The sequence below is a fragment of the Caulobacter rhizosphaerae genome (genome assembly GCF_010977555.1).
Classification (GTDB): domain Bacteria; phylum Pseudomonadota; class Alphaproteobacteria; order Caulobacterales; family Caulobacteraceae; genus Caulobacter; species Caulobacter rhizosphaerae.
The window spans coordinates 1,806,513-1,829,331 of record NZ_CP048815.1; the positions used below are offsets into that span (position 1 = coordinate 1,806,513).

Below are 22,819 nucleotides of genomic sequence, written 5' to 3' on the forward strand. Positions count from 1 at the left end.
CTTGTCGAAGGACGAGGTTTTCGCGACGGCGTGAAGGGGCGGGCGGATCATCTTCAGCCCTCGAAATAGAAGACGGGCTTCAGCGGCCATTCGACGGGCTTGTTGTCCGGATGGACCTCCATCAGGTCGGCCATGTAGTCCCACCAGCGCTTCATCACCGGCTCCAGCGGCAGGGCGTCCTTGGTGTTGTCGGGGCGCAGGCGCAGCACCGCGAACAGGCTCATCGTCTGCTCGTCCAGGAAGATCGAATAGTCGTGGATCCCGGCCTTGCGCAGCGCCTCGGCGAGGTCGGGCCACAGGTCGTCGTGGCGGCGCTCGTATTCAGCGGCGACGCCGGGCTTGAGCTGCATGCGGAAGGCGAGGGGCCGGTCCTGGTGGTTGCTCATCGTGTCCTCCCGTTTCTTGCTTTTGTCGTTGGTCAGGTCGTCGGCGGCAGGCGGTAGATCCGACTGGCCGTTCCGGCGAACATCTGGTCGCGCTCGGCCTGGCCGAAATCGGCGGTGATCGCGTCATAGGCGGCGTAGAAGTCGCCGAACGAGCCGTGCACCTTCTCGACCGGGAAGTTGCTGGCGAACATGCAGCGGGCGGGGCCGAAGGTCTCGATGACCTGCAGCACGAACGGCCGCAGGCTGTCGACGGTCCAGGCGCGGTCGATCATCGCCAGGCCGGAGATCTTGCAAGCGACGTTGGGCAGCTGCGCCAAAAGCGCCAGGCCCTCGCGCCAGGCGGCCAGGCCGGCCTCGTCGCGGTCGGTGGGCATGCCGGCGTGATTGACGATCGCCGGGATGTCCGGATGGGCGGCGGCCAGGGCGGCGGCGGTCGCCATCTGCGACGGATAGAGCTGCAGGTCGAACGACAGGCCGTACCTGGCCAGCAGGGCGTAGCCGGCCCGCCAGGCGTCGCTCAGCAGCAGGTCGGTCGGGCCGTAGGTCTTGGCCGGGTCCTTGTGCCAGTTGACGATCTGGCGCACCCCGCGAACATTGGCCCGCGCCGCCTGGGCCTCGAGCAGGGGCTCGACGCGCGGATCGTCCAGGTTGGCGCCGGCCACGATGCCGCCGATCACCCCGCGGGTGTCGGCCAGGCCCTGCAGCCAGTCCGTCTCCGACAGCTGGTCCTTGGGCGGCAGGCCGCACTCGACGTGGACGGTCTGGACGAGGTTCCACCCGGCCGTGTCGGCCAGGTAGTCGTCCAGCCCATAGGACTTGTAGGCGATCGGCGACATGTCGCCGGCCGGGTTGTTCGGCAGCGGCCTGTCCTGGAGCCAGCTGTAATAGTGCCGGTCCAGGTCCCACAGGTGCATGTGCGGGTCGATGATCGGGCCGAGATAGGTCATCGCTCCCGTTTCTCCCAAAGGTTTGGCCCTAGAACGTGGTGCGGCCGCCGGAGGTGTCGAAGGTGGCGCCGGTGGTGAAGCTGCATTCCTCGGACGCCATGAAGCAGACCATGGCGGCGCTTTCGTGCACCTCGCCCAGGCGGCCCATGGGGATCTTGCCCTTCATGTACTCGACCTGGCTGGGGGGCAGCTGCTCCAGGATCGGGCTTTCGAAGGTGGCCGGGGTCAGGCTGTTGGCGATCACGCCCTGGGTGGCCAGTTCCTTGGCCAGGGACTTGGTCAGGCCGATCACCGCGGCTTTCGAGGCCGAATAGGCGCCGGCGTTGGGATTGCCTTCCTTGCCGGCCACCGAGGCGACGTTGACGATGCGGCCATAGCCGTTGGCCAGCATGAACGGGGCCACGGCCTTGCAGCAGTAGAAGACGCCGTTGACGTTGATGTCGAAGACCCGCTTCCAGCTGTCGGTGGGATAGTCGTGGACCGGAGCCGTCGCGCCGGTGATGCCGGCCGAGGCGACCAGCACGTCGATGCGGCCCAGGGCCTGGTGGGCGGCCTGGCCGGCGGCCAGGACCGCGGCCTCATCGGAGACGTCCAGGGCCACGGTGTGGGCCGCCCCGACCTCGGCGGCGGCGGCCTTCAGGCCCTCGGCGTCCAGGTCCCAGAGCGAGACCTGGCCGCCCTCGGCGACGATCCGCGCGGCCACGGCCTTGCCCAGGCCCGAGGCTCCGCCGGTGACCACCGCCGTGCGGCCGGAGAAGCGGCCAAGATAGGAATTGGCGTAGGCGCTCACGCGACGCCTTCCTTGGTCCAGGCAATCACCGTCTGGCGCTGGGCGCCGAGCTTCTCGATGCCCAGCTCCATCACGTCACCGGCCTTTAGGAAGATCTTCTCGGGCTTCTGGCCCTCGCCGACGCCGGGCGGCGTGCCCGTCGTGAGAATGTCGCCCGGCTCCAGGGTGACGAAGCGGCTCATATAGGCGATCAGTTCGGCGACGCCGAAGATCATGGTCTTGGTGTTGCCGGTCTGCATACGCTTGCCGTTCAGGTCCAGCCACATGTCCAGGTCCTGGCAGTCGCCGACCTCGTCCGAGGTGACCAGCCACGGGCCGACCGGACCGAAGGTGTCGCAGCCCTTGCCCTTGTCCCACTGCGAGCCCAGCTCCTTCTGGAAGGCGCGCTCGGAGACGTCGTTCACCAGCACGTAGCCGGCGACGTAGTCCAGGGCCTGCGCCTGCTCGACATAGCGGGCGCGCTTGCCGATCACCACGCCCAGCTCGACCTCCCAGTCACCCTTCAGGGCGTCCTTGGGCAGCATCACGTCGTCGTTCGGGCCGTTCAGGCACGAGGTCGCCTTGGTGAAGAAGATCGGCTCGGGCGGCGGCTCCAGGCCGGCCTCCTTGGCGTGGTCGGCGAAGTTCAGGCCGATGGCCAGGAACTTGCCGACGCTGCCCACCGGCACGCCGTAGCGGGGCGAGCCCTCGACCACCGGCAGGGTGGCCGGGTCGATAGCGGCCAGCTTGGCCAGGCCCTCGGGCGACAGCGCCGCGCCGGTGATGTCGGCCACGTGGCCCGACAGGTCGCGGATCTGGCCCTCGGCGTCGAGGAGACCGGGCTTTTCGGCGCCGCGCGGGCCGTAACGCAGGAGTTTCATGGCTCTAGTCTTTCGGGAGGATCAGCGGGCGTAAGGCCGGTGCAGACCGACCTCGCGATTGAGTTCGACGCCGAAGCCGGGGGCGTCGGAGAGTTTCAGCTTGCCGTTCACCGGCACGGGCTCGCCGATCAGCTGCGGGTGGAACATCGGCACCACCTCGTCGGCCTTGGGGGCCATCATCAGGAACTCGGCGAACGGGCTGTTATGGCGGGTGACCACGAAGTGGTAGCTGTAGACGCTCGACCCGTGCGGGATGCACAGCACGCCGCGGCTGTCGGCGAGGTTGGAGATCTTGACCAGTTCGGTCATGCCGCCGCACCAGCCGACGTCGGGCTGGATGATGTCGCAGCACTCCATCTCCAGCAGCATGCGGAAGCCCCAGCGGGTGGCCTCGTGCTCGCCGGTGGTGACCAGCATGCCCTTGGGGGCGTTCTTCTTCAGGTCGCGATAGCCCCAGTAGTCGTCGGGGCTCAGGGCTTCCTCGATCCATTTCAGGCCATACTCATGGGCCTTGTGGGCCAGCTTGGTGGCGTAGTTCAGGTCCAGCGCCATCCAGCAGTCGAACATCAGCCAGAAGTCCTCGCCCGTGCGCTCGCGCATGGTGGCCAGTTCTTCGAGGTTCTTGCGCAGGCCTTCCTCGCCCTCGGCCGGGCCGTGGTGCAGGGGCATCTTGCCGCCGATGAAGCCCATCTTCTGGGCCAGGTCGGGCCGCGCGCCGGTGGCGTAGAAGGTCAGCTCGTCGCGGACCTTGCCGCCCAGCAGGTGATAGACCGGCTCGCCGCGCAGCTTGCCCAGCAGGTCCCACAGCGCCAGGTCGACGCCGGACAGGGCGTTCACCACCAGGCCCTTGCGGCCGTAATACTGGGTGGAGAAGTACATCTGATCCCAGATCTTCTCGATCTCGGTGGGATCGCGGCCTTCGAGGAAGCGGGCCAGGTGCTTTTCGACGATGTAGGCGGCGGGCTCGCCGCCGGTGGTCACCGCGAAGCCGACCGTGCCGTCGGCGGCCTCGATCTCGACGACCAGGGTGCCCAGCACGTTGATGCCGAAGCTCTGGCGGCTCTGGCGGTATTCCGGATAGCGCGACATCGGCGTGGCGATGTGGTCGTCGATCCAGTGACCTTCACCCTGGTCGTGATAGTCGGCTCCGCCGCCGCGCACGACATAGGCTCGAACTTGCCGGATAAGGGGAAACGGCATGGGAAAAACCAGCTCCAGCCCAAGCACTTCCTGAAAGGAAGCGATCAACTTAAAGGAAGAGGAGGGCGTATCGTGAGGCAAAGGCCTTCGACATGCTTGGCGAGACCTTCAAAGGTCGCGCCTACCTCCCCGGGACGTCGTATGACACGGTGGCGCGCCCTGACTTTCGGAGACCGGATCGTCGCCTTCGCCGCTTGCGCTAGGTACCATATTATGAGAGAGAGTGCTACAAAATGAAACGTGACGCGTCAAGGGGAGCCTCAGTGGCAGCCAAGGAAGACAGTTCCGGAGCCAAGGCGCCCAGCGGCAGCCAGACGCTGTTTCGGGGCCTGGACCTGCTCGACGTGGTCGCGGACTCGGGCACCATCGGCCTGCCCGCCCTGGCCCAGCGCCTGGGCCTGACCCGCAGCACGACTCACCGCCTGGCCACGGCCCTGGTCGAGCGCCGGCTGCTGGCCCAGACCCCGCGCGAAGGCTACAGCCTGGGCTCCAAGTTGCTGGAGCTGGGCTACCTGGCCGGCCAGCAGATGGACCTGCCGCGCCTGGCCCGCCCGCACCTGGAGAAGCTGTGGGAAGAGCTGGAGGACACCGTCCACCTGGGGGTGCTGGAAGACGACCGCGCCCACTATCTGGACAAGCTGACTGGCCGCCGCCGGATCAACATCAGCTCGCGCGTCGGCGACCGTCAGCCGATCCGCTCGACCGGCCTGGGCAAGGCCCTGGTGCTGGACGACACCGAGGAACGCTGGCGCGAACTCTATCGCAAGGAAGGCCCGCGCTCGGAGCACGGCCCCGACGAAGAGCAGTGGATCGCCTGGATGAAGGACTACGCCAAGCGCGGCGTGGCCTTCGACCTTGAGGAGAACGAGGACCGCATCCGCTGCGTGGCCGCCCCGATCCGCGGGCCCAGCGGCCAGATCGTCGCGGCGATCAGCGTCTCGGGCGCGGCGCAATACATGGACGACGACCGCATGTCGACGCTGACCGACGACGTGCGCAACTGCGCCAACGCCATCAGCGTCGAGCTGGGATGGAACGAGAAGCGGACGTCCGCCAAGCGATAGGCGGTCTGTCCAAGCGTGAGAGTGGAGGAACGATGCTTCTGAAGGACAAGGTGGTGCTGGTGACCGGCGCCTCGCAGGGGATCGGCAAGGCCGCCGCCATCGGCTGCGCCCGGCACGGCGCCGACGTGGCGATCAACTACCACTCCGACGAGGCCGGTGCGGCCGACGCCGTCGCCCAGATCGAGGCCCTGGGCCGCCGCGCCATCGCCGTCAAGGGCGACGTGGCCCAGGTCGAGACGGCGACGTCCTTCGTACAGGCCGCCGTCGAGGCGTTCGGCAAGGTGGACGTCTTCGTCAACAACGCCGGCATCTGCCCGTTCCACGCCTTCCTCGACATGCCGCCCGAGGTCATGGAGCGGACCATGAAGGTCAACCTGTTCGGCGCCTATTACATGGTGCAGGCCGCGGCCAACCAGATGGTCAAGCAGGGCCAGGGCGGGGCGATCATCGCCGTCAGCTCGATCAGCGCCCTGGTCGGCGGCGGCATGCAGACCCACTACACCCCGACCAAGGCCGGCGTGCACAGCCTGATGCAGTCGACGGCCATTGCGCTCGGCAAGTACGGCATCCGCTGCAACTCGGTGCTGCCGGGCACCATCGAGACGGCGATCAACAAGGAAGACCTGGCCGACGTGGCCAAGCGCGAATACATGGCCGGCCGCATTCCGCTGGGTCGCCTGGGCGAGCCCGACGACCTGGCCGGACCGATCGTCTTCCTGGCCTCGGACCTGGCCAAGTACGTGACCGGGGCGGCCCTGCTGGTCGACGGCGGCGCCTTCGTGAACCTGCAGTAGCGCCGTGATCGTCTCCTCCACCACCGACTTCCGCGAGGCGGCGCGGCGCAAGCTGCCGCGCTTCCTGTTCGACTATATCGACGGCGGCGCCTATGCCGAGCGGACCCTGGCTCGCAACGTCTCGGACCTAGCCGACCTGTCCCTGCGCCAGCGGGTGCTGAAGGACGTCTCGCAGGTCGATCTGTCGACCACCCTGTTCGGCCATTACCAGGCCCTGCCGGTCGCCCTGGCGCCGGTAGGGCTGACGGGCATGTACGCCCGCCGCGGCGAGTGCCAGGCGGCCAAGGCCGCGGCCGCCAAGGGCGTGCCGTTCTGCCTGTCGACCGTCTCGGTCTGCGACTTGGCCGAGGTGTCCAAGGCCAGCCCCGCGCCGATCTGGTTCCAGCTCTACGTGCTGCGCGACCGGGCCTTCATGCGCGACCTGCTGGCTAAGGCCGCCGACGCCGGGGCCACGGCCCTGGTGTTCACCGTCGACATGCCGGTGCCCGGCGCCCGCTACCGCGACGCCCATTCGGGCATGAGCGGTCCCAACGCCGCGGCGCGGCGCCTGGTGCAGGCGGTGTTCAAGCCGTCGTGGGCCTGGGACGTCGGCGTCATGGGCCGACCCCACACCCTGGGCAATGTCGCCCCGGTGCTGGGCGCCAATTCCGGCCTCGAGGACTTCATGGGCTGGCTGGGGGCCAATTTCGATCCCTCGATCCAGTGGAAGGATCTGGACTGGATCCGTGACCAATGGAAGGGCCCGCTGATCATCAAGGGCGTGCTGGATCCCGAGGACGCCAAGGCCGCCGCCGACATCGGCGCCGACGGCATCGTGGTCTCCAACCACGGCGGCCGGCAACTGGACGGGGTCCTGTCCTCGGCCCGCGCCCTGCCCGACATCGCCGAGGCGGTGGGTGATCGCCTGACCGTGCTGGCCGACAGCGGCGTGCGCTCGGGTCTGGACGTTGTGCGGATGCTGGCCCTGGGCGCCAAGGGCGTGCTGCTGGGCCGGGCCTTCATCTACGCCCTGGCCGCGCGGGGCGGGCCGGGGGTCAGCCAGCTGCTGGACCTGATCGAGAAGGAGATGCGGGTGGCCATGGCCCTGACCGGTGTCAACAGCCTGGGCGAGATCGACCGCTCCATCCTGGCCAAGGTCGACCGGTGAGCGTCGCCGCGTTGGTCCTGGCCGCCGCCCTGGCGCTGGCCCAGGCCGCGCCCTCGGCGCCAGGCGCGCCCAGGCCCGATCTGACCGACGTGCCGCCGCCCGCGCCGATGGCCGCGCCGCTCGCCCGCATCCTGATCGCCAGCGACTCCACCGCCGCCAACTACGGGCCTTCCGCCTATCCGCAGATGGGCTGGGGCATGGTGCTGAAGTGCTCGCTGGATCCCCGCGTCGAGGTGGTGAACCTGGCGCGCGGCGGTCGCTCGACCAAGACCTTTATCGAAGAGGGGCTGTGGACGGGCCTGCTCGACAAGCTGAAGCCGGGCGACACCGTGCTGATCCAGTTCGGCCACAACGACGCCGATCGGGTGAAGATCGTCCGCTTCACCGACCCCAAGGGCGCCTATACCGACAACCTGACCCGCTTCGTCGCCGACGTGCGGGCCAAGGGCGGCCAGCCGGTGCTGATGACGCCGATCGCCAAGCACGTCTTCCTCGGCGACCGGGTTCAGGAGACCCACGGCGCCTACGCCCAGGCGGTCCGTGACGTGGCCAGGGCCACGGGCGCGCCGCTGATCGACCTGGACGTTGACATGATGGGCGCCCAGCAGGCGCGGGGCGAGGCCGGGTCGCGCGGCTTCTATCTGATCTACACGCCGCAGGACGGCGTCGCCCGCTATCCGAACGGCAACACCGACACCACCCACATCAACGAGGGCGGGGCGCGCTTGGCCGCCTCGCTGGTGGCTGGCCGCCTGGCGTTCTTGAAGCTGCCCGTCTCCACCTATGTCCATCCGGCCTCGACCGGCGACCAGCCGATCCTCGGCGGTCCGCGCTGCCCGGGGCGGTAGGGCCCCTCCGTTCGACCCGCTCATCCCGGCGAACGGCAAAAGAAAAGCGGAGCGCCTTGCGGCGCCCCGCTGGCCCGGATGGGGGGAAGAACGGGCGAGTCGTGTGTGAGGAGGAATGGACAGAAGTCCAAGACCTACGCCTGACATTCCACAATGTGGAATATCATTCGATATAATGAGAATATCTTGACAGTCGACCGGGTGTCAAGCCACAGGTGGCGAAAGGCCTGAAGTGGCCTGGCCAATCGGAGGCAGATCGATGCGGCGCATCCTTTCGGGGTTGATCATGCGCGGGCTGTGCGCCGCCCTGTGCCTTTCGGTGCTGCGGGCGAGCCCGGCCGCCGCCGCTTCCCGGATCGACAGGCCGTTCAACGATGGCTGGCGCCTGGCCACCGGCGAGATCGCCGGGGCTGAGCGGCCCGACTTCGACGACGCGGCCTGGAAGCCCGTCACCCTGCCGCGCGCCTGGAACGAGGACGAGGCCTTCAAGGTCGACATCCACGACCTGAAAGGCGGGATCACCTGGTATCGCAAGCGCTTCGTCCTGCCGTCAGGCGTCGGACCGGCGGTCGGCGGCAAGGCCTTCCTTACTTTCGAGGGCGTGCGCCAGGCTGGCGACGTCTATGTCAACGGCGTCCTGGTCGGCGGCCATGAGAACGGCGTCACGGCCTTCGGCGTCGACGCGACGAAGGCGCTCAAGCCGACTCCGTACGTCAACGTGGTGGCCGTGCGGGTCGACAGCGACTGGAAGTACAAGGAGCGCGCCACGGGCAGCGGCTTCCAGTGGAACAACGACAATTTCAACGTCAATTACGGCGGGATCCACCGGGCGGTGCGGCTGGTCCTGACGGATGGCCTGCACCAGACCCTGCCGCTGTATTCCAGCCTGGGCACGACCGGCGTCTATGTCTGGGCCGACGCGTTCGACATCAAGGGCGGGGGGGCGACGATCCACGCCGAGTCGCAGGTGCGCAACGCCTCCGACCGGCCGCGTACGTTCCGCTATCGCGTGACCCTCAAGGACGTCGACGGCAAGCCGGCCGGCGCGTTCGATGGACCTACCGTCACCCTGGCCGCTGGCGAGACCCGGAGCGTCTCGGCCCAGGCGCCGTTGAAGGGCCTGAAGTTCTGGAGCTGGGGCTACGGCTATCTCTACGCGGTGACAACCGAACTGGTGGAGAACGGCGCCAGCGTCGACGCGGTCGTCACCCGCACGGGCTTTCGCAAGACGCAGTTCAGGAACGGGATGATCTTCCTCAACGGCCGGGTCATGCAGGTGCACGGCTACGCCCAGCGCACCAGCAATGAATGGCCGGCGCTGGGGACCGACATCCCGCCGTGGATCAGCGACTTCTCCAACGCCCTGATGGTCGAGAGCGGCGGCAACCTGGTGCGCTGGATGCACATCGCCCCGGCCGCCCAGGACGTCGAGTCGGCCGATCGCGTGGGCCTGCTCCAGGCCATGCCGGCCGGCGACGCCGAGAGCGACGTCACCGGCCGTCGCTGGGAGCAGCGGGTCGAGGTGATGCGCGACGCCATCGTCCGCTTCCGCAACAACCCCTCGATCCTGTTCTACGAGGGCGGCAACGAGAACATCAGCGACGCGCACATGGCCGAGCTGAAGGCGGTCCGCGACCAGTTCGACCCGCACGGCGGCCGCGCCATCGGCTCGCGCGAGATGCTGGCCAGCAAGGTGGCCGAGTACGGCGGCGAGATGCTGTACATCAACAAGAGCGGGACCAAGCCGGTCTGGGCCATGGAATATTCCCGCGACGAGGCGGCGCGGAAATTCCAGGACGACTTCACCCCGCCCTTCCACAAGGACAGTCCCGACTACAACCGCAACCAGGACAGCCACGCCGCCGAGGACGTGCGCCGCTGGTTCGACTACTGGCGCGAACGGCCCGGCGGCGGCGACCGCGTCAGCTCGGGCGGGGTCAACATCATCTTCTCCGACAGCAACACCCACTTCCGCGGCGACAACAACTACCGCCGCAGCGGCGAGGTCGACGCCATGCGCCTGCCCAAGGAAGGCTTCTATGCTCACCAGGTGATGTGGGACGGCTGGGTCGACGTCGGGCGTCCGCGCAGCCACATCATCGGCCACTGGAACTACGCGCCGGGCGCGACCAAGGACGTGCTGGTGGTCTCCAGCGCCGACAGGGTCGAACTGCTGCTGAACGGCAAGTCTCTAGGCCAGGGCGTGAAGTCGGACGGCTTCCGTTTCACCTTCAAGACCGTGGCCTGGGCGCCAGGGACGCTGCGGGCGGTCGGCCGCGACGCCGCCGGCAAGGTCGTGTCGTCGGACGAGCGCGTCACCACCGGCCCGGCCGTGGCCCTGCGCCTGACGCCGCACGTGGGTCCGACCGGCTGGCGGGCCGACGCCGCCGACCTGGCTCTGGTCGATGTCGAGGCGGTGGACGTGGAAGGCCGGCGCGTGCCGACCGCCCTGGACCTGGTGAGTTTCGACGTCGTCGGCCCGGCCGAATGGCGCGGCGGCATCGCCCAGGGCGACTCCAAGGGCGGGGTCAAGCCGACGCAGGCCCCGGCCTCGCCCACGGGCGACGTCGTCACCGGCGCGCACACGGTCGACGGCGTGACCTCCTACGCCGGCGCTTCGCGCCGCGACGACAACTACATCCTCTCCCGGACCCTGCCGGTCGAGGCGGGGATCAATCGCGTGGCCCTGCGATCCACCCTGGAGCCCGGCAAGGTCACGGTGACGGCGCGGGCCGAAGGGTTGAAGCCGGCGACCGTGACGCTGGACGTCGCGCCGCCGCCGGCGGTCGAGCCGCTCCTGCCGGTCAGCCTGGCGCGGGGCCCGACGCCGACGACGCCTTCGTTCAAGGTCCGCCGCGTGGCCATCAGGCCGGTCGCCACGGTGGCTGGCTCCAACCAGGAAGCGGTCGGCCTGGCCGACGACGACGACGAGACGACCCACTGGGCTAGCGACGGCCAGCTGGCCAACGCCTGGATCGAGTACCAGCTGGACAAGCCCCAGGTGGTCGACGAGGTGGTGCTGAAGCTGATCGGCTGGCGCCTGCGCTCGTATCCGCTGCGCATCACCGTCGATGGCGTCGCCGTCTATGAGGGCGCGCCGGCCAAGAGCCTGGGCTATGTCACCCTGCCGCTGAAGCCGGTGAAGGGCCGCAGGCTGCGCATCGCCCTGACCGGCCCGACCGTCGACCGCGACGCGTTCGGCAAGATCGTCGAAATCACCGGCGCCAAGGCCGGCCTCGACACCGGCGCCGAGAAGGTGGCGGCCGGCGGCGGTCTGGGGATCATCGAGGCTGAGCTTTATCGGCGGCCTTGATTGGCGCTGGCCCCAAGATCCTCTCCCTATGGGGGAGGCGATCGCGTAGCGATCGTGGGGGGAGTATTAGGATCGCCGATCCAGGTTGTGGTCGTCTGCCGATCACTCCCCCCTCCGTCGGCTGCGCCGACACCTCCCCCACAGGGGGAGGATTTACGGCGCCGCCTTCGCCACCTCCACCGCATACACGTGGTTGGCTCCGTGCATGTTGGAGCGGAACACGATCCACTTGGCGTCGGGGGTGAAGTTGACGTTCGGCTCCAGCCGGTAGTCGTGGTCCTTCATGTTCACCAGCCGCTCGGTGTCCAGCACGCCGGGCTGGACCAGCGCCTCGGAGCCGGGGGCGTGGATGCCGGCGACGTCGGGGATGGCGCGGGGGCGCATCAGGTACAGCCACTTGCCGTCCGGCGCATGGGCGACCATCTCGCTGTCGCCGCCGTCGCCGGCGAACAGCTTGCCGTCCGGCGAGGTGTTGAAGTGCACCGACCAGGCGTTGCGGTCCAGGTGCAGCCAGGTGCGCTTGCCGGTGGCGATCTCGTAGCCGGCCACCCAGAAGTCCTCGCCGCGCGGGGTCTGCAGGTCGTACCAGACGGTCTTGCCGTCGGCGCTGAACCACTCGTGGCCGGCGATCTCCATATTCATGCTCCGGGTGTGGATCTTGACCGGCGCGGCGCCCGGCTTGTCCGTCCGCGTCAGCCACAGGCGGTCGACCTTGTGCCAGGGGCCCTCGTGGCAGAACATCAGCAGGTGCGGGTCGGTGGGCGAGAACTGCAGGTGGTTCAGCCAGTCGGTGGCCTGGTGCACGACTTTGCGCTCGCCGGTGGCCGTGTTGATCGTGAAGATCTCCATCGGGATGCGGCTGTCCAGGCGAGCGTTCAACTGGACCTCGCGGCCCTCGGCGTAGGACAGCTCGCGACCGTCGGGCCCCTTCACGTCGTCGGGATTGCGGGGCAGGGCGTCCATCAGGTTCGGCGGGATCGGCACGTCGGTGCGGTTGGCCACCCCGGCCAGCAGGGTCTCGTCGGCGTTGATCGTCTGGATGCCCACGCCCTTGGCCAGCTTGACGACCTGGCGGACCTTCCGCGTCTTCGGATCGACCGCCTCGACCACGCCCGAGCCGTCCTCGGCCGGGCGCTGGTAGTAGACCTGACCGGTCTTGCGGCCGACGAACAGCAGCCGGACCTTGCCCTCGACCAGTGGGCGCAGGGCGTGGGTCTTCAGGTCGACGCCCGAGATCCCGTCGGGCGTGCTGATGGCCAGGGTCGCCCCGTCGGGCGTGTAGCCGTTGAAGTTGAAATAGAGGCTGCCGCTGCCGGGCTTGTCCGAGAGGCGGATCACCCGGTGGCCGGTGTCTTTATCGATCCACTCGCGCGGCGGCTCGGGCGCGCCCGGCTTGGGCTGGGTGACGACGTCCTGGGCGTGGGCCGACGGGGCCAGCACCATCAAGGCCAACGCCAGGGCGGAGAGGAGGGGAGCTTTCATCGGCGGTCTCACTGGGTGCGGATGTCGGCGCGAGGCGGCGTCTTCATGCCCTCGCCGAGATAGAAGCTGGTGTGCGGCGGCTGGTTGTAGGCGGTGTTCTGCCAGGCGACCGACACGCGATACTGCGGGTCGTGCATGAGGGTGACCAGGCGGCGCTGGGTGAGGTAGGGCGTGGCGTAGATCCGCAGGCTTCGATTGTCTTCCGCCCGCCAGACCGTTTCCTCGCGCCAGTCGCCCAGGATGTCGGCCGCCAGGGCCGGGGTCGCCTTGGTGCCGTTGTTGGAGGTCACGCCCTCGGCCGTGAGCAGGGGAACCGCCTGGCCGGTCTTCCAGTCCCACTTGCTGATCTGGTTCTTGTCGAGCAGTTCGCGCAGGTCGTCGCCGTCCCACCAGATCGCGAAGTTGGTCTGGCGCGGATGCTTCACGCCCTCGATCGGCTTGCCCTGGGCGGTGTAGAGCGCGTCGCCGTTGCTGGCCCACGCCTCGGCGCCGGGGAAGCGCGGATCGATGTCGGCGGCCAGGCCCCGGCCGGTGTCGCGGTCGGTGGGCGTGGTCCACAGCACCTTGCCGGTGCGGGCGTCGAGCATGGCCGCGCCGATCCCGCCATTCTTGCCGGGGCTCTCGTGCACGCCGAACTTCTCAAGTCCGGGACGGGTGGGATCCAGGTCCGACACGTGCATGGCGTCGCCGTGGAACAGCTGGGCGCTCCACAGGCCCTTGCCGTCGTCGTCCACCGCCATCGCGCCGTAGACGATCTCGTCGCGCCCGTCGCCGTCGACGTCGGCGACGCTGAGCTGGTGGTTGCCCTGGCCGCCGAACTTCTCGTTGCCGGGCGCGGCGCTGTCGAACAGCCAGCGCCGGGTCAGCTTGCCGTTCCGGAAGTCCCAGGCCGCCAGGGTGGTGCGGCCGTAATAGCCCCGCGCGAAGACCAGGCTGGGATGCTGGCCGTCCAGATAAGCCGTACCGGCCAGGAAGCGGTCGGAGCGGTTGCCGTAGCCGTCGCCCCAGACCTCCGTCATCTGCTCGATCGTCGGCGCGTCCGCGCGCGGATCGCGGGGGGGCGAGTAGGGGGCGCTGGCCAGGGCCTTGCCCGTCGGGCCGTCGAAGACGGTCAGGTATTCGGGACCCTTGAGGATGCGGCCCTGCACCCTGGCCACCTTCGTGCCGTCGGGCAGGATCGTGGCGCCGGTCTTGTCGGCCTGGGGCCGCTCGCCGCCGGTCTCGCGCCAGTCGGCGTTCGGGTCGCCCAGCACCCGGCCGGTTCCGTCCACCGTGCCGTCGCTGGTCCGCATGGCGACCTCGGCCTTGCCGTCGCCGTCGTAGTCATAGACCTGGAACTGGGTGTAGTGGGCCCCGGCCCGGATGTTGCGGCCCAGGTCGATCCGCCACAGGCGCCGGCCCTCCAGCGTGTAGGCGTCCAGGAAGACATCGCCGGTATAGCCGCCGAAGGCGTTGTCCTTGGAATTGGTCGGATCCCACTTGAGGACGATCTCGTAGCGGCCGTCGCCGTCCAGGTCGCCGACGCTGGCGTCGTTGGCGGTGTAGGAATAGGCCTCGCCCACGGGCGTGACGCCGTCGGCGGGCGGCTGGATCGGGATGCTCAGATAGCCGTCGACCCAGACCTTGGCGGGCTTGCCGGCCGCAGCTTCCTTGCCGCCGACCACGGCGCGCACAGTGTAGGTCCCGGTCGAACCGCCGGCCTTGTCGACGAAGTCGGTGGGACCGGTCAGGGGCGCGGCGTTCAGCTTTGCGCCGTCGCGATAGAGGTTGAAGGCGGTTTTGGCCGACTCGTCGCCCAGCAGCCGCCAACTGACCAGCACCCCGCCGCCGACGGCCGGCACGGCGACCAGGCCACGATCCAAGGCTTCCATTCGGCGAGACGCCGCCAGGGCTGATCCGCCCATCGAAGCCAGGGTCGTCGCGCATAGAAGGCCCGCCGCCGCGACCCGTGCGCCTCGGTTCCCACCACGCTGGCTCATGCGTCGAAATCCCTTTGGTTTCCCCGTTTCCCCGGCTCGTGACGGCCGTCTTCGCGGCCTTCGGATCGGCTTCTGGGCCGCCTCGCGAGCGTTGCAAAGAGCTTACATCACGGATCTCGGGTTCTGTCTTCCCACAAATTGCGTTGACATCTCAATATATGGAATTATTCCTTTTGTACGAGAAATGCGCCGCCGAGCGCCGCGAGCCGCCCGTCCAAGGGAGCCGCAGGAGGTCGGTAAGGCGTCCGGGGACCTTCGTCCGAAGGCCCGAAAGCCTGGTTTAGAGGGAGGGAACTCAATGCTTGCATCCACTCGCGGCCGTCGCGCCGCCGTCGCCACCACGTCCTTGCTGGCCCTGGCGGCCAGCCTGGCCTTCACGACCGGCGCGCACGCCCAGACCGCGGGCGCCAAGGCCGAGGACAAGGTCAGCACCGTCGACGAAGTGGTCGTGGTCGGCACCCGGGCCAGCCTGCAATCGGCCATGAACCGCAAGAAGCGCAACGGCACGATCTCCGACTCGATCGTCGCCGAGGACATCAGCCAGTTCCCCGACAAGAACGTCGGCGAGGCCCTGGGCCGCATCACCGGCGTGCAACTGGCCCGCGACTTCGGCGAAGGCAACGCGGTCTCGATCCGCGGCGTCGAGCCCGACCTGAACCGCGTCGAGATCAACGGCATGAGCACGCTGTCGACGGCCGGCAACCTGCAGGTCTACGGCGGCGGCGGCCGGTCCAACGACTTCCGCGAACTGGCCTCGGAACTGGTCCAGTCGATCGACGTGTTCAAGGGCTTCACCGCCGACATGACCGAAGGCGGCGTCGGCGGCACGGTCTCGGTCAAGACCCGCAAGCCGCTGGACTTCAAGAAGCCGGTCCTGTCGCTGACCGCGTCCGCCCAGAACCTCGACACGGCCGACACCTGGAAGCCGCGCGGCAACATCTTCGCCGCCACCACCCTGTTCGACGGCCGCCTGGGCCTGATGGCCAACGTCACCTATGACGACGTCGACACCCGCGGCGACTATGTCCGCAACTCGTCGTGGGGCCGGTTCGCCGACTTCGACGCGTCGGCCGACAAGACGGTGCCGTACTACAGCAGCGCCTACAATTCCCAGATCAACGACCTGGCGCGCAACGTCACCACCGCCGCCGGCTGCTCGGGCCTGACCACGCCCGACGCGACCCAGATCTCGACCACCAACCTGCGCAACGCCTGCCTGTCGCAATGGTATGACTACGCGCCGCGCACGGCCCGCTACGGCGTCTGGACCCGCGGCGACGAGCGCATCTCGGCCGAGTTCACGGCCCAGTACCGCTTCACCGACAAGATCGACGCCTGGGTCAGCTACAACCGCAACGACCGCACCCAGACCCTCAACGACATCAACTACGGCACCGACTTCACCACGGCCAACCGCCTGCGCAACACCGCCAACGCCACCAGCTGCTCGTCGACGAACACCACCGCCAGCGCGGTCAAGGTCGACGCCGGCCACAACGTCCTCGCCTACACGCTGGGCAACTGCGTGAACACCACCGGGGCCGGCGGCAACAACGGCTTCGGCATCAGCGCCCGCGACTTCAAGTACGACACCACCAGCAACTACTACAACTTCGGCGCCAACTACCGCGGCGACCGCTTGCAGATCGAGTTCCAGGGCTCCAAGGCCGACACCAGCACCGTGTCGCAGACCAACAATGTCAGCGTCAGCTTCGACACGCCCGGCATGACCGTGACCCTCGATCCGGCCACCGGCAACCCGTCGTTCGCCTTCGCCAGCGGCTACAGCCCCAGCGACGCCTCGGCGATCCGCCAGTGGCAGATCCAGTATCGCCCGTCGAACAACGGATCGAAGGAAGAGCAATACAAGCTCGACTTCGACTACGAGACCAACCTGCCGTTCATCAAGAAGATCGAGTTCGGCGGCCGCGCCACCGACTTTTCGACGAAGGGCTACGGCTACGGCGGCTTCATCCTCGACGGCGGCGCCAATCCCTCGTCGCTCCTCGACGACACCGTGACCTACTCCAACGCCGTCAACTCGACGGCGGTGATCTCCGCGACCCAGGTGGCGGACCAGACCGATCCGGCCCTGGGCCCTCCCAGCACCACCGGCTACTGGACGTCGACGGAAACCTGGTCGCGCGGCTTCTCCAACGCCCTGTTCGGTTCGGCGATGACCCCGCTGCCCAGCGACTTCTACTGGGGCGGCGGCTCGATCCCGTCGAACTGGAACTATCCGAACTTCGAAAAGGTGGCGCAGAACCTCGACACCTCGCACTTCAACCTGAACAACCTGGAGAACACCGTCGGCAGCGACGGCAAGCCCCACCAGCAGTTTCCGTACCGCATCGCGGAAAAGACCGACGCCCTGTATCTGAAGTTCGACTACAACTTCCCGCTGGGAAGCTATGAAATCGACGGCAATTTCGGCTGGCGCCGGGTCCATACCCGCACCACCGGTGAGGGCGTTTCGAGCCGTAGCGTGAGCGTCGGATCGACCACCTTTGTTGTCGGCAACTCGCTGGGCAGCATGACCAAGGACTACACGGTCTGGCTTCCCAGTTTCAACATCGGCCTGTGGTTCATTCCCAACAAGCTGTCGGCCCGCGCCGGCTTCGCCGACCTGATGGCCCGTCCGCGCATGGACTTCCTGATGCCGACGGTGACCTGCACCACCGACATCTCGCCGGACGCCAACGGCGAGTTCGACGAGCCGAGCTGCAACGCCGGCAATCCGGAGCTGAAGCCCTACCGCGCCAACCAGTACGACCTCAGCTTCGAATACTATCCCAACCAGGACACCCAGGTGTCGGTCGGCCTGTTCAAGAAGGACATCGAGTCGTTCTACGTCTCGTCGCGCACCCTGATCGGCAAGCGCGACGTCTATGGCGACGGCCAGCTGTACAACTACAACACCTATATCAACGGCCAGGGCGCGAAGATTTCGGGGGTCGAAATCACCGCCAAGACCGCCTTCACCTTCCTGCCGGGCTTCCTCTCGGGCTTCGGCGTCGACGTCAACTACACCTACCAGAAGGCCAAGAACGTCCGGCTGTTCTCGCAGCTGGACGGCTCGCCGCTGCCGTTCCCGGGCCTGTCCTCGGACAGCGCCAACCTGACCCTGTGGTACGACAAGGGCCCGTTCAACGCCCGCCTGGCCTACAACTACCGCTCCCGGTACCTGGTGTCGGCCGCCGACAACTCGCTCCAGCCGGTCTATCGCGACTCGACCGGCTATCTCGACGGCAAGGTCACCGTGAAGCCCGGCTTCAGCTGGGCGCCCAACCTATCGTTCTTCGTCGAAGGCAAAAACCTGACCAAGGAAGACGAGCGTTCGACCGCGGGCGACATCCGCCTGACCGAACTGGCCTATTTCGGCCGCCGCTTCTTCGTCGGCATGACGGCGAAGTTCTAACCTTGAAGGCTGCGGCGAGCGTCCCGGTGTCGAGCCCGGGGCGTTGGCCGTCGCTTCAAGACCGCGATCTAGGATGACTTCGAGGCCGCGCCGGCATGGCGCGGCCTTTTTTCCTGACCCCTACCGCGGCAGGGCGAACACCCGGAATCGCCGCACCCGCAGGTGGCTGAACGTGGTGCGTAGGCCGAACCAGCCGCGCGTGTAGGGTTCGGCGTCGTCCAGCTCGAACAGCTTGCGGTCGTCGTTCCAGTACTGGATCCGCCCGCCGTCGGCGACCAGCCGCACGGCTTGCCAGCGGTTGGGGACCAGCATCTCGTCGACGGCCGCATGGTCGTGCTCGGGCAGCAGCGGCCGCTCGCCGGCGCGACCGACATAGCGGCGAAAGCGCGTGGAGGTGTTCCGGTTGCCGCCCTGGCCCACATAATAGGTCATCAGCGTGTCGTAGTCGGCGAAGGCCCCGGTGCGGGGCTGAGCCAGGGGGCTGCCACCGTCGGTGTCGCGGGCCATCCAGAAGGCGTTCAGGTCGCTGACCTGGTCGTTGGGGCCGCCGGCCGAGACCGCCTGGGCCTCGTACCGGATCATCACCGAACCGACCAGTTCGGGCCGGAACCACAGGGTCAAGCCGGCGGGGGTGTCGATGTCCAGAACGCCGTCGCGCACCTCGACCCTGGCGGGCTTCTCAGTCTCGAGCGCCCATTGGCCCAGGCCGTGGCGGAAGTCGTCGGCGTGCAGGCGACGACCGGGCCGGGGCGGAGAAGGAGAGCGAGCGAGGGCGGGGCCGGCGGCCAGGGCGGCCAAGCCGGCGAGGACGGCGCGACGGGTCATCAGGCTTCCTCCACCGCGTCCAGCCCGTCCAGCGTCACGCGCCGCGCCGACTGCAACAGGATCGGCGGGCGGGGATCGGGCCTGAGGGTTTCGATGCGGACATTGTCGAGGACCAGCCCGTCCACGTGCCGGGCCCAGAGGCCGTGGGCGGGGGTCGGGCCGAACATGCTGGGTTCGGGATAGGCCTGCGCCATGTCGTCGGGACGCCGCTGCGCCCAGTCCGCCTCGCCGCCGCCGGCATAGACCAGGCGGATGTCGGTCAGCGCGACATCCTCGATCGGATCGCCCGCCAGGCCGGCGATCGTGGCGGCGTAGTCGGGCAGGATGTTGTGAGCGGTCAGGTTGCGCACGCCGATCCGCCGCATCGCCCCGCGCCGCGTACCTGCCGGCCCTCGCGCCCGGTCGCCCAGGCGCAGGAACAGCGGCGCGGTGGTCACCTCGTCCATCACGACGTCGCGGATGGTCACGTCCTCGATGGTCCCGCCGTCGACGGTCTCCAACGCCAGGCCGCGGGAGCGGGTGAACACGCAGTCGCGGATGGTGATGTGGCGGAAGTCGCCGTTGGACTCGGTGCCCAGCTTGATCCGGCCGGTGACGCGGTCCTGGTCGGGGGCCAGCTGTTGGGTCCGGCCCTCGGTCCCGTCCAGCATCGTCCCCAGGTCGAAGCCGCTGACATGGCAGCGGGTGATCTCGACCCGCTCGGTGGACCGGACTTCGCCCAGGGCCAGCGAGCTCTTCAGCACGATGGCGTCGTCATTGGGCGTGTTGACCCGGCAGTCGGCGATGGTCACGTCGCGGCAGCAATCGATGTCCAGCCCGTCGCGGTTGGTGTCGATCCGCAGGCCTCGGATCATCAGGTGATCGCAGCCCGTGGCCAGCACCGCGAAGTGGCCGCCGCGCCAGATGGTGAAGCCTTCCAGCCGAACGCGGCGGGCGTTCTTCAGGGCGATGGCCTTGTTGCCCTGGCCCGCCATGGCTTCGAGATCCGGCACGAGGATCGCCATCTCTTCGGCGGACAGGCCCGCCATGCTGACCGGGAACTCGCCGGCTTGGCGCGTCCAGCGCGAGCCGGGACCTTCGCGGGTCAGGCCGACCCCGTCGATCATCCCCGGGCCGACGATGGCGACATCCTCGACACCGTCGCCCCAGATCAGGCTGTTGCGCCAGTGGCTGTGGCCGAAGTCCTGATAGAGGTCGAACGGATTCGGCTCGGGCAGGTCGTAGGCTCCCGGGTGACGGGCCGGCTCGGCGGCTTCCAGCACGCAGCCCTCGTCCAGCCGCAGGACGACGTCGCTCAGCAGGCGGATCGAGAACGACAGCCAGCGCCCGGCCGGCAGCACAACCTCGCCGCCGCCCGCGGCGTGGGCCGCCTGGATCGCGGCGTTGATCGCTTCGGTGTCCAGGGCCACGCCGCCGCCCGTCGCGCCGAACGCTCGGACGTCGAAGGGCGCGGCGGTCATGCGTAGAGGCCGTGCCGTTTCAGGAAGGCGTCCAGCAGGGCGGGCCAGGGCATGGCGACGCCGGCGGGACCGGTCAGGCCGAAGCCGTGGCCGCCGGACTCGAAGACGTGCAGTTCGCTGGCGATCTTCCGGGCGCGCAGGGCCTGGAACATCATCAGGCTGTTCTCCATCGCCACCACCTTGTCGTCGGCCGCGGCGGCGATGAAGGTCGGCGGGGCGTCGGCGGGGATGTCGTGCTCGGCCGACACCGCCAGGCGCTGGGCGTCCGTCGGACTGGTCCCGAGCAGCGACTTCAGCGAGCTGCCGTGGGCGTGGGGCGTGGTCATGGTGATGACCGGATAGAACAGGCCCGCCGCCGCCGGCCGGGTCGACAGGCGGTCGGCCGCGTCGATCGGGGCATAGGTCTCGACGCCGAAGCGGGTGGCCAGCCGCGCGGCGACATGGCCGCCGGCCGAGAAGCCGGTGACGGCGATCCGCTCGGGGTCCAGCCCCCATTTGCCGGCGTTGGCGCGGATCAGGCGGAGGGCGCGCTGGGCGTCCTGCAGCGAGACGTCCGGTCCCGCCGCCCAGCCGTCGGCCGGCAGGCGGTAGTCCATGACGAAGGCGGTGACGCCCTGGTCGGCGATCCACGCGTCGATCGGCCCGCCCGCCTTGCTGACCGCGACGCGGATGTAGCCGCCGCCCGGGATCATCAGGATCGCCGCGCCATTGGGCTTGGCGGGCCGGCGCATCATCAGCCAGGGCTTGGTGACGTTCAGGAAGGCCGTGTCATTGGGATCGCCGCCCGGCTTGCGCAGGATCACCTGCTCGGTGACCGTGACCTTCTCGCCGCCGGGCGGCTTGCCGGGCCACAGGTCCATGACCTCGATCGTCGAGGAAGCGGCGGACGCCTGGGCGCGGGCCAGGCTCGGCGCGGCCAGGGCCAGGGCGCCCAGGCCCAGGAGCGAACGGCGGTCAGTCGCCAGGTCAATTCCCACGGGGAGCCTCCGTGCTGTGGGCGGCGCTGGGCGCCAGGACAAAGCTGTCGGGCGAGGGCGGATGGGCCGGATCGAACGGCGGCAGGCCGTCGATGAGGTGTGCGGCCAGGTCCGGAACCTGGGCGCGGACGCCGTTCACGACGCATTCGGCCAGCACATAGGCGCCATAGTTGTTGTGGTGGGTGGCGTCCTTGCCGCCGTCGGCGAAGGCCTTCCAGGCGTTGTCCGGTCCCAGGGCCTCGTACAGCGCCGCGCTCATGTCCAGCAGGTCGACGACCGGAACGCCGGTCTCGCGGCCGACCGCGCGCACGGCCTCGGGATAGTCGCCATGGGTGTTGACGATCTTGCCGGCCGCGTCGAACTTGCGGCGGTGCATCGAGGTCAGCAGGACGGGCCTGGCTCCGCGCCGCCGGGCCTCGCCGATATAGGCCTTCAGATAGTCGCGATAGGTGGTGGCGGCCTCGACATAGGTCTGGGGCCACTGGACCTTTTGGTCGTTGTGGCCGAACTGGATCAGCAGCCAGTCGCCGGGCTTGATCGCGCTGAGCAGCTTATCCAGCCGGTGCTCGAACATGAACGACTTCAGGGTCTCGCCGGACTCCGCGTGGTTGGCCACGCTAATGTCGGGCTTGAAGAACCGGGGCAGCATCTGGCCCCAGCTGGCGCCAGGCTCGAAGCGCTGGTCGGTCACAGTGGAGTCGCCGGCCAGGTAGACGACCGGAACGGTGACGGGCTCGACGCGCAGGCGGCGCACGGCCGGGGCCGGGCCGCAGAACTCCAAGGTCAGCTTGTCGTCCCAGTCGTAGGCGCCGTCCTCGCGCGGATTGAGCAGCACCCGCACCCCGCCGGGGGCGTTGGTCGGCGGGGCCTTCAGGGCGGCGGTGCGGACGTTGACGACGAACTCGACGGTCGCGGTCTTGCCCGCCCGGGCGACGATCCGTTCGACCATCAGCCGGCGGGACTCGGCCTTGATCGTAGTGTCGGACGCGGCCTTGCCGCCCAGTTCCACGGTCACCCGATAGTCGCCCTCGGGGACGGCCAGCGAGAACAGGAACGGGCCGGGACCAGAGGAGGGTTCGAAGCCGTGGCCGACTACGGGGTCATAAGCGGCGTCGCGCGCGACCCGGACATGGCCGGGCGCAAGCTTGTCGTCGCCGAAGTCGAAGGCCCAGGTCTGCATCGGTGTCGCCGGCTCCGCCGCCCAACTCGCGGCCGGGGCGACGGCGAGGGCGGCCAGGACCGCGCGTCTATGCCACATCAAGGCCCGGCCTCCCTCGGCGATCTGGGTCGCGCTACATTGATCCCACAAATATCCGCCGTCCCGCGTCG

General features: G+C 68.7%; 17 protein-coding genes. 6 read left to right on the forward strand and 11 right to left on the reverse strand.

Translation table 11 applies throughout. The annotated features are described in order from the left end of the window. Window positions 1-53 precede the first annotated feature (53 nt). Genes rhaM through rhmD form a run of 5 tightly spaced genes read right to left on the reverse strand, consistent with a single transcriptional unit; the run spans window position 54 to window position 4,183 of the window. On the reverse strand, window positions 54-386 hold the full coding sequence (rhaM, locus tag G3M57_RS08580; protein ID WP_028041357.1) for an L-rhamnose mutarotase: 333 nt from the start codon (window positions 384-386) through the stop codon (window positions 54-56). 32 nt (window positions 387-418) lie between these two features. After that, window positions 419-1,333 (reverse strand): amidohydrolase family protein, encoded by a 915-nt coding sequence (locus tag G3M57_RS08585; protein ID WP_056752352.1) that lies wholly within the window; start codon window positions 1,331-1,333, stop codon window positions 419-421. Window positions 1,334-1,361: 28 nt separating this feature from the next. Further along, complete coding sequence (locus tag G3M57_RS08590; protein ID WP_163229960.1) at window positions 1,362-2,123, reverse strand: SDR family NAD(P)-dependent oxidoreductase; 762 nt, start codon at window positions 2,121-2,123, stop codon at window positions 1,362-1,364. Then, on the reverse strand, window positions 2,120-2,983 hold the full coding sequence (locus G3M57_RS08595; RefSeq protein WP_056759693.1) for a 2,4-didehydro-3-deoxy-L-rhamnonate hydrolase: 864 nt from the start codon (window positions 2,981-2,983) through the stop codon (window positions 2,120-2,122). Before G3M57_RS08595 ends, G3M57_RS08590 begins: the two co-directional genes overlap by 4 nt. Before the next feature lie 21 nt (window positions 2,984-3,004). After that, the gene (rhmD, locus tag G3M57_RS08600) at window positions 3,005-4,183 is read right to left on the reverse strand and encodes an L-rhamnonate dehydratase (RefSeq protein ID WP_056759691.1); all 1,179 of its coding nucleotides are present in this window, start codon (window positions 4,181-4,183) and stop codon (window positions 3,005-3,007) included. Between the two features lie 263 nt (window positions 4,184-4,446). Here rhmD and G3M57_RS08605 point away from each other — a divergent pair, with 263 nt between their 5' ends. From G3M57_RS08605 to G3M57_RS08625, 5 genes are all read left to right on the forward strand, one after another. Continuing rightward, complete coding sequence (locus G3M57_RS08605; protein ID WP_230983926.1) at window positions 4,447-5,247, forward strand: IclR family transcriptional regulator; 801 nt, start codon at window positions 4,447-4,449, stop codon at window positions 5,245-5,247. A 32-nt stretch (window positions 5,248-5,279) separates the two neighbouring features. Further along, window positions 5,280-6,041 (forward strand): L-rhamnose 1-dehydrogenase Lra1, encoded by a 762-nt coding sequence (lra1, locus tag G3M57_RS08610; RefSeq protein ID WP_056759683.1) that lies wholly within the window; start codon window positions 5,280-5,282, stop codon window positions 6,039-6,041. Between the two features lie 4 nt (window positions 6,042-6,045). Next, window positions 6,046-7,188, forward strand: a complete 1,143-nt coding sequence (gene lldD / locus G3M57_RS08615) for an FMN-dependent L-lactate dehydrogenase LldD (RefSeq protein WP_056759681.1) — start codon at window positions 6,046-6,048, stop codon at window positions 7,186-7,188. Next, window positions 7,185-8,036 (forward strand): rhamnogalacturonan acetylesterase, encoded by an 852-nt coding sequence (locus tag G3M57_RS08620; protein ID WP_056759679.1) that lies wholly within the window; start codon window positions 7,185-7,187, stop codon window positions 8,034-8,036. Before lldD ends, G3M57_RS08620 begins: the two co-directional genes overlap by 4 nt. A gap of 259 nt (window positions 8,037-8,295) precedes the next feature. Further along, window positions 8,296-11,349, forward strand: coding sequence for a DUF4982 domain-containing protein (locus G3M57_RS08625; protein ID WP_163229962.1), 3,054 nt, complete (start codon window positions 8,296-8,298; stop codon window positions 11,347-11,349). Window positions 11,350-11,502: 153 nt separating this feature from the next. Here the strand turns inward: G3M57_RS08625 and G3M57_RS08630 are convergent, their stop codons facing one another. Together G3M57_RS08630 and G3M57_RS08635 are read right to left on the reverse strand one after the other, a co-directional pair. Then, window positions 11,503-12,831: an oligogalacturonate lyase family protein gene (locus tag G3M57_RS08630; RefSeq protein WP_163229964.1), complete on the reverse strand. Its 1,329-nt coding sequence runs from the start codon at window positions 12,829-12,831 to the stop codon at window positions 11,503-11,505. An 8-nt stretch (window positions 12,832-12,839) separates the two neighbouring features. After that, window positions 12,840-14,810, reverse strand: coding sequence for a rhamnogalacturonan lyase (locus G3M57_RS08635; RefSeq protein ID WP_280115565.1), 1,971 nt, complete (start codon window positions 14,808-14,810; stop codon window positions 12,840-12,842). Between the two features lie 298 nt (window positions 14,811-15,108). Here G3M57_RS08635 and G3M57_RS08640 point away from each other — a divergent pair, with 298 nt between their 5' ends. Then, on the forward strand, window positions 15,109-18,228 hold the full coding sequence (locus G3M57_RS08640) for a TonB-dependent receptor (protein WP_163229968.1): 3,120 nt from the start codon (window positions 15,109-15,111) through the stop codon (window positions 18,226-18,228). A gap of 120 nt (window positions 18,229-18,348) precedes the next feature. On the opposite strand, the gene G3M57_RS08645 is transcribed toward G3M57_RS08640, so the two are convergent. From G3M57_RS08645 to G3M57_RS08660, 4 genes are read right to left on the reverse strand one after another with little or no spacing between them, the layout of a single operon-like run. Next, window positions 18,349-19,053 (reverse strand): DUF6250 domain-containing protein, encoded by a 705-nt coding sequence (locus G3M57_RS08645; protein ID WP_188916247.1) that lies wholly within the window; start codon window positions 19,051-19,053, stop codon window positions 18,349-18,351. After that, the gene (locus tag G3M57_RS08650) at window positions 19,053-20,513 is read right to left on the reverse strand and encodes a rhamnogalacturonidase (RefSeq protein WP_163229970.1); all 1,461 of its coding nucleotides are present in this window, start codon (window positions 20,511-20,513) and stop codon (window positions 19,053-19,055) included. Before G3M57_RS08650 ends, G3M57_RS08645 begins: the two co-directional genes overlap by 1 nt. Further along, complete coding sequence (locus G3M57_RS08655) at window positions 20,510-21,490, reverse strand: alpha/beta hydrolase (protein WP_163229972.1); 981 nt, start codon at window positions 21,488-21,490, stop codon at window positions 20,510-20,512. The genes G3M57_RS08650 and G3M57_RS08655 overlap by 4 nt, the downstream gene beginning before the upstream one ends. After that, the gene (locus G3M57_RS08660; protein ID WP_163229974.1) at window positions 21,480-22,748 is read right to left on the reverse strand and encodes a rhamnogalacturonan acetylesterase; all 1,269 of its coding nucleotides are present in this window, start codon (window positions 22,746-22,748) and stop codon (window positions 21,480-21,482) included. The genes G3M57_RS08655 and G3M57_RS08660 overlap by 11 nt, the downstream gene beginning before the upstream one ends. Between the last annotated feature and the right edge of the window lie 71 nt (window positions 22,749-22,819).

Bases quoted from the DNA above. Each gene is read 5' to 3' on its own strand.
- rhaM (WP_028041357.1), bottom strand. From the start codon at position 386: ATGAGCAACCACCAGGACCGGCCCCTCGCCTTCCGCATGCAGCTCAAG.
- G3M57_RS08625 (WP_163229962.1), top strand. From the start codon at position 8,296: ATGCGGCGCATCCTTTCGGGGTTGATCATGCGCGGGCTGTGCGCCGCC.
- rhmD (WP_056759691.1), bottom strand. From the start codon at position 4,183: ATGCCGTTTCCCCTTATCCGGCAAGTTCGAGCCTATGTCGTGCGCGGC.
- G3M57_RS08645 (WP_188916247.1), bottom strand. From the start codon at position 19,053: ATGACCCGTCGCGCCGTCCTCGCCGGCTTGGCCGCCCTGGCCGCCGGC.
- G3M57_RS08595 (WP_056759693.1), bottom strand. From the start codon at position 2,983: ATGAAACTCCTGCGTTACGGCCCGCGCGGCGCCGAAAAGCCCGGTCTC.
- G3M57_RS08640 (WP_163229968.1), top strand. From the start codon at position 15,109: ATGCTTGCATCCACTCGCGGCCGTCGCGCCGCCGTCGCCACCACGTCC.
- G3M57_RS08650 (WP_163229970.1), bottom strand. From the start codon at position 20,513: ATGACCGCCGCGCCCTTCGACGTCCGAGCGTTCGGCGCGACGGGCGGC.
- G3M57_RS08660 (WP_163229974.1), bottom strand. From the start codon at position 22,748: ATGTGGCATAGACGCGCGGTCCTGGCCGCCCTCGCCGTCGCCCCGGCC.
- G3M57_RS08585 (WP_056752352.1), bottom strand. From the start codon at position 1,333: ATGACCTATCTCGGCCCGATCATCGACCCGCACATGCACCTGTGGGAC.
- G3M57_RS08630 (WP_163229964.1), bottom strand. From the start codon at position 12,831: ATGAAAGCTCCCCTCCTCTCCGCCCTGGCGTTGGCCTTGATGGTGCTG.
- G3M57_RS08635 (WP_280115565.1), bottom strand. From the start codon at position 14,810: ATGAGCCAGCGTGGTGGGAACCGAGGCGCACGGGTCGCGGCGGCGGGC.
- lra1 (WP_056759683.1), top strand. From the start codon at position 5,280: ATGCTTCTGAAGGACAAGGTGGTGCTGGTGACCGGCGCCTCGCAGGGG.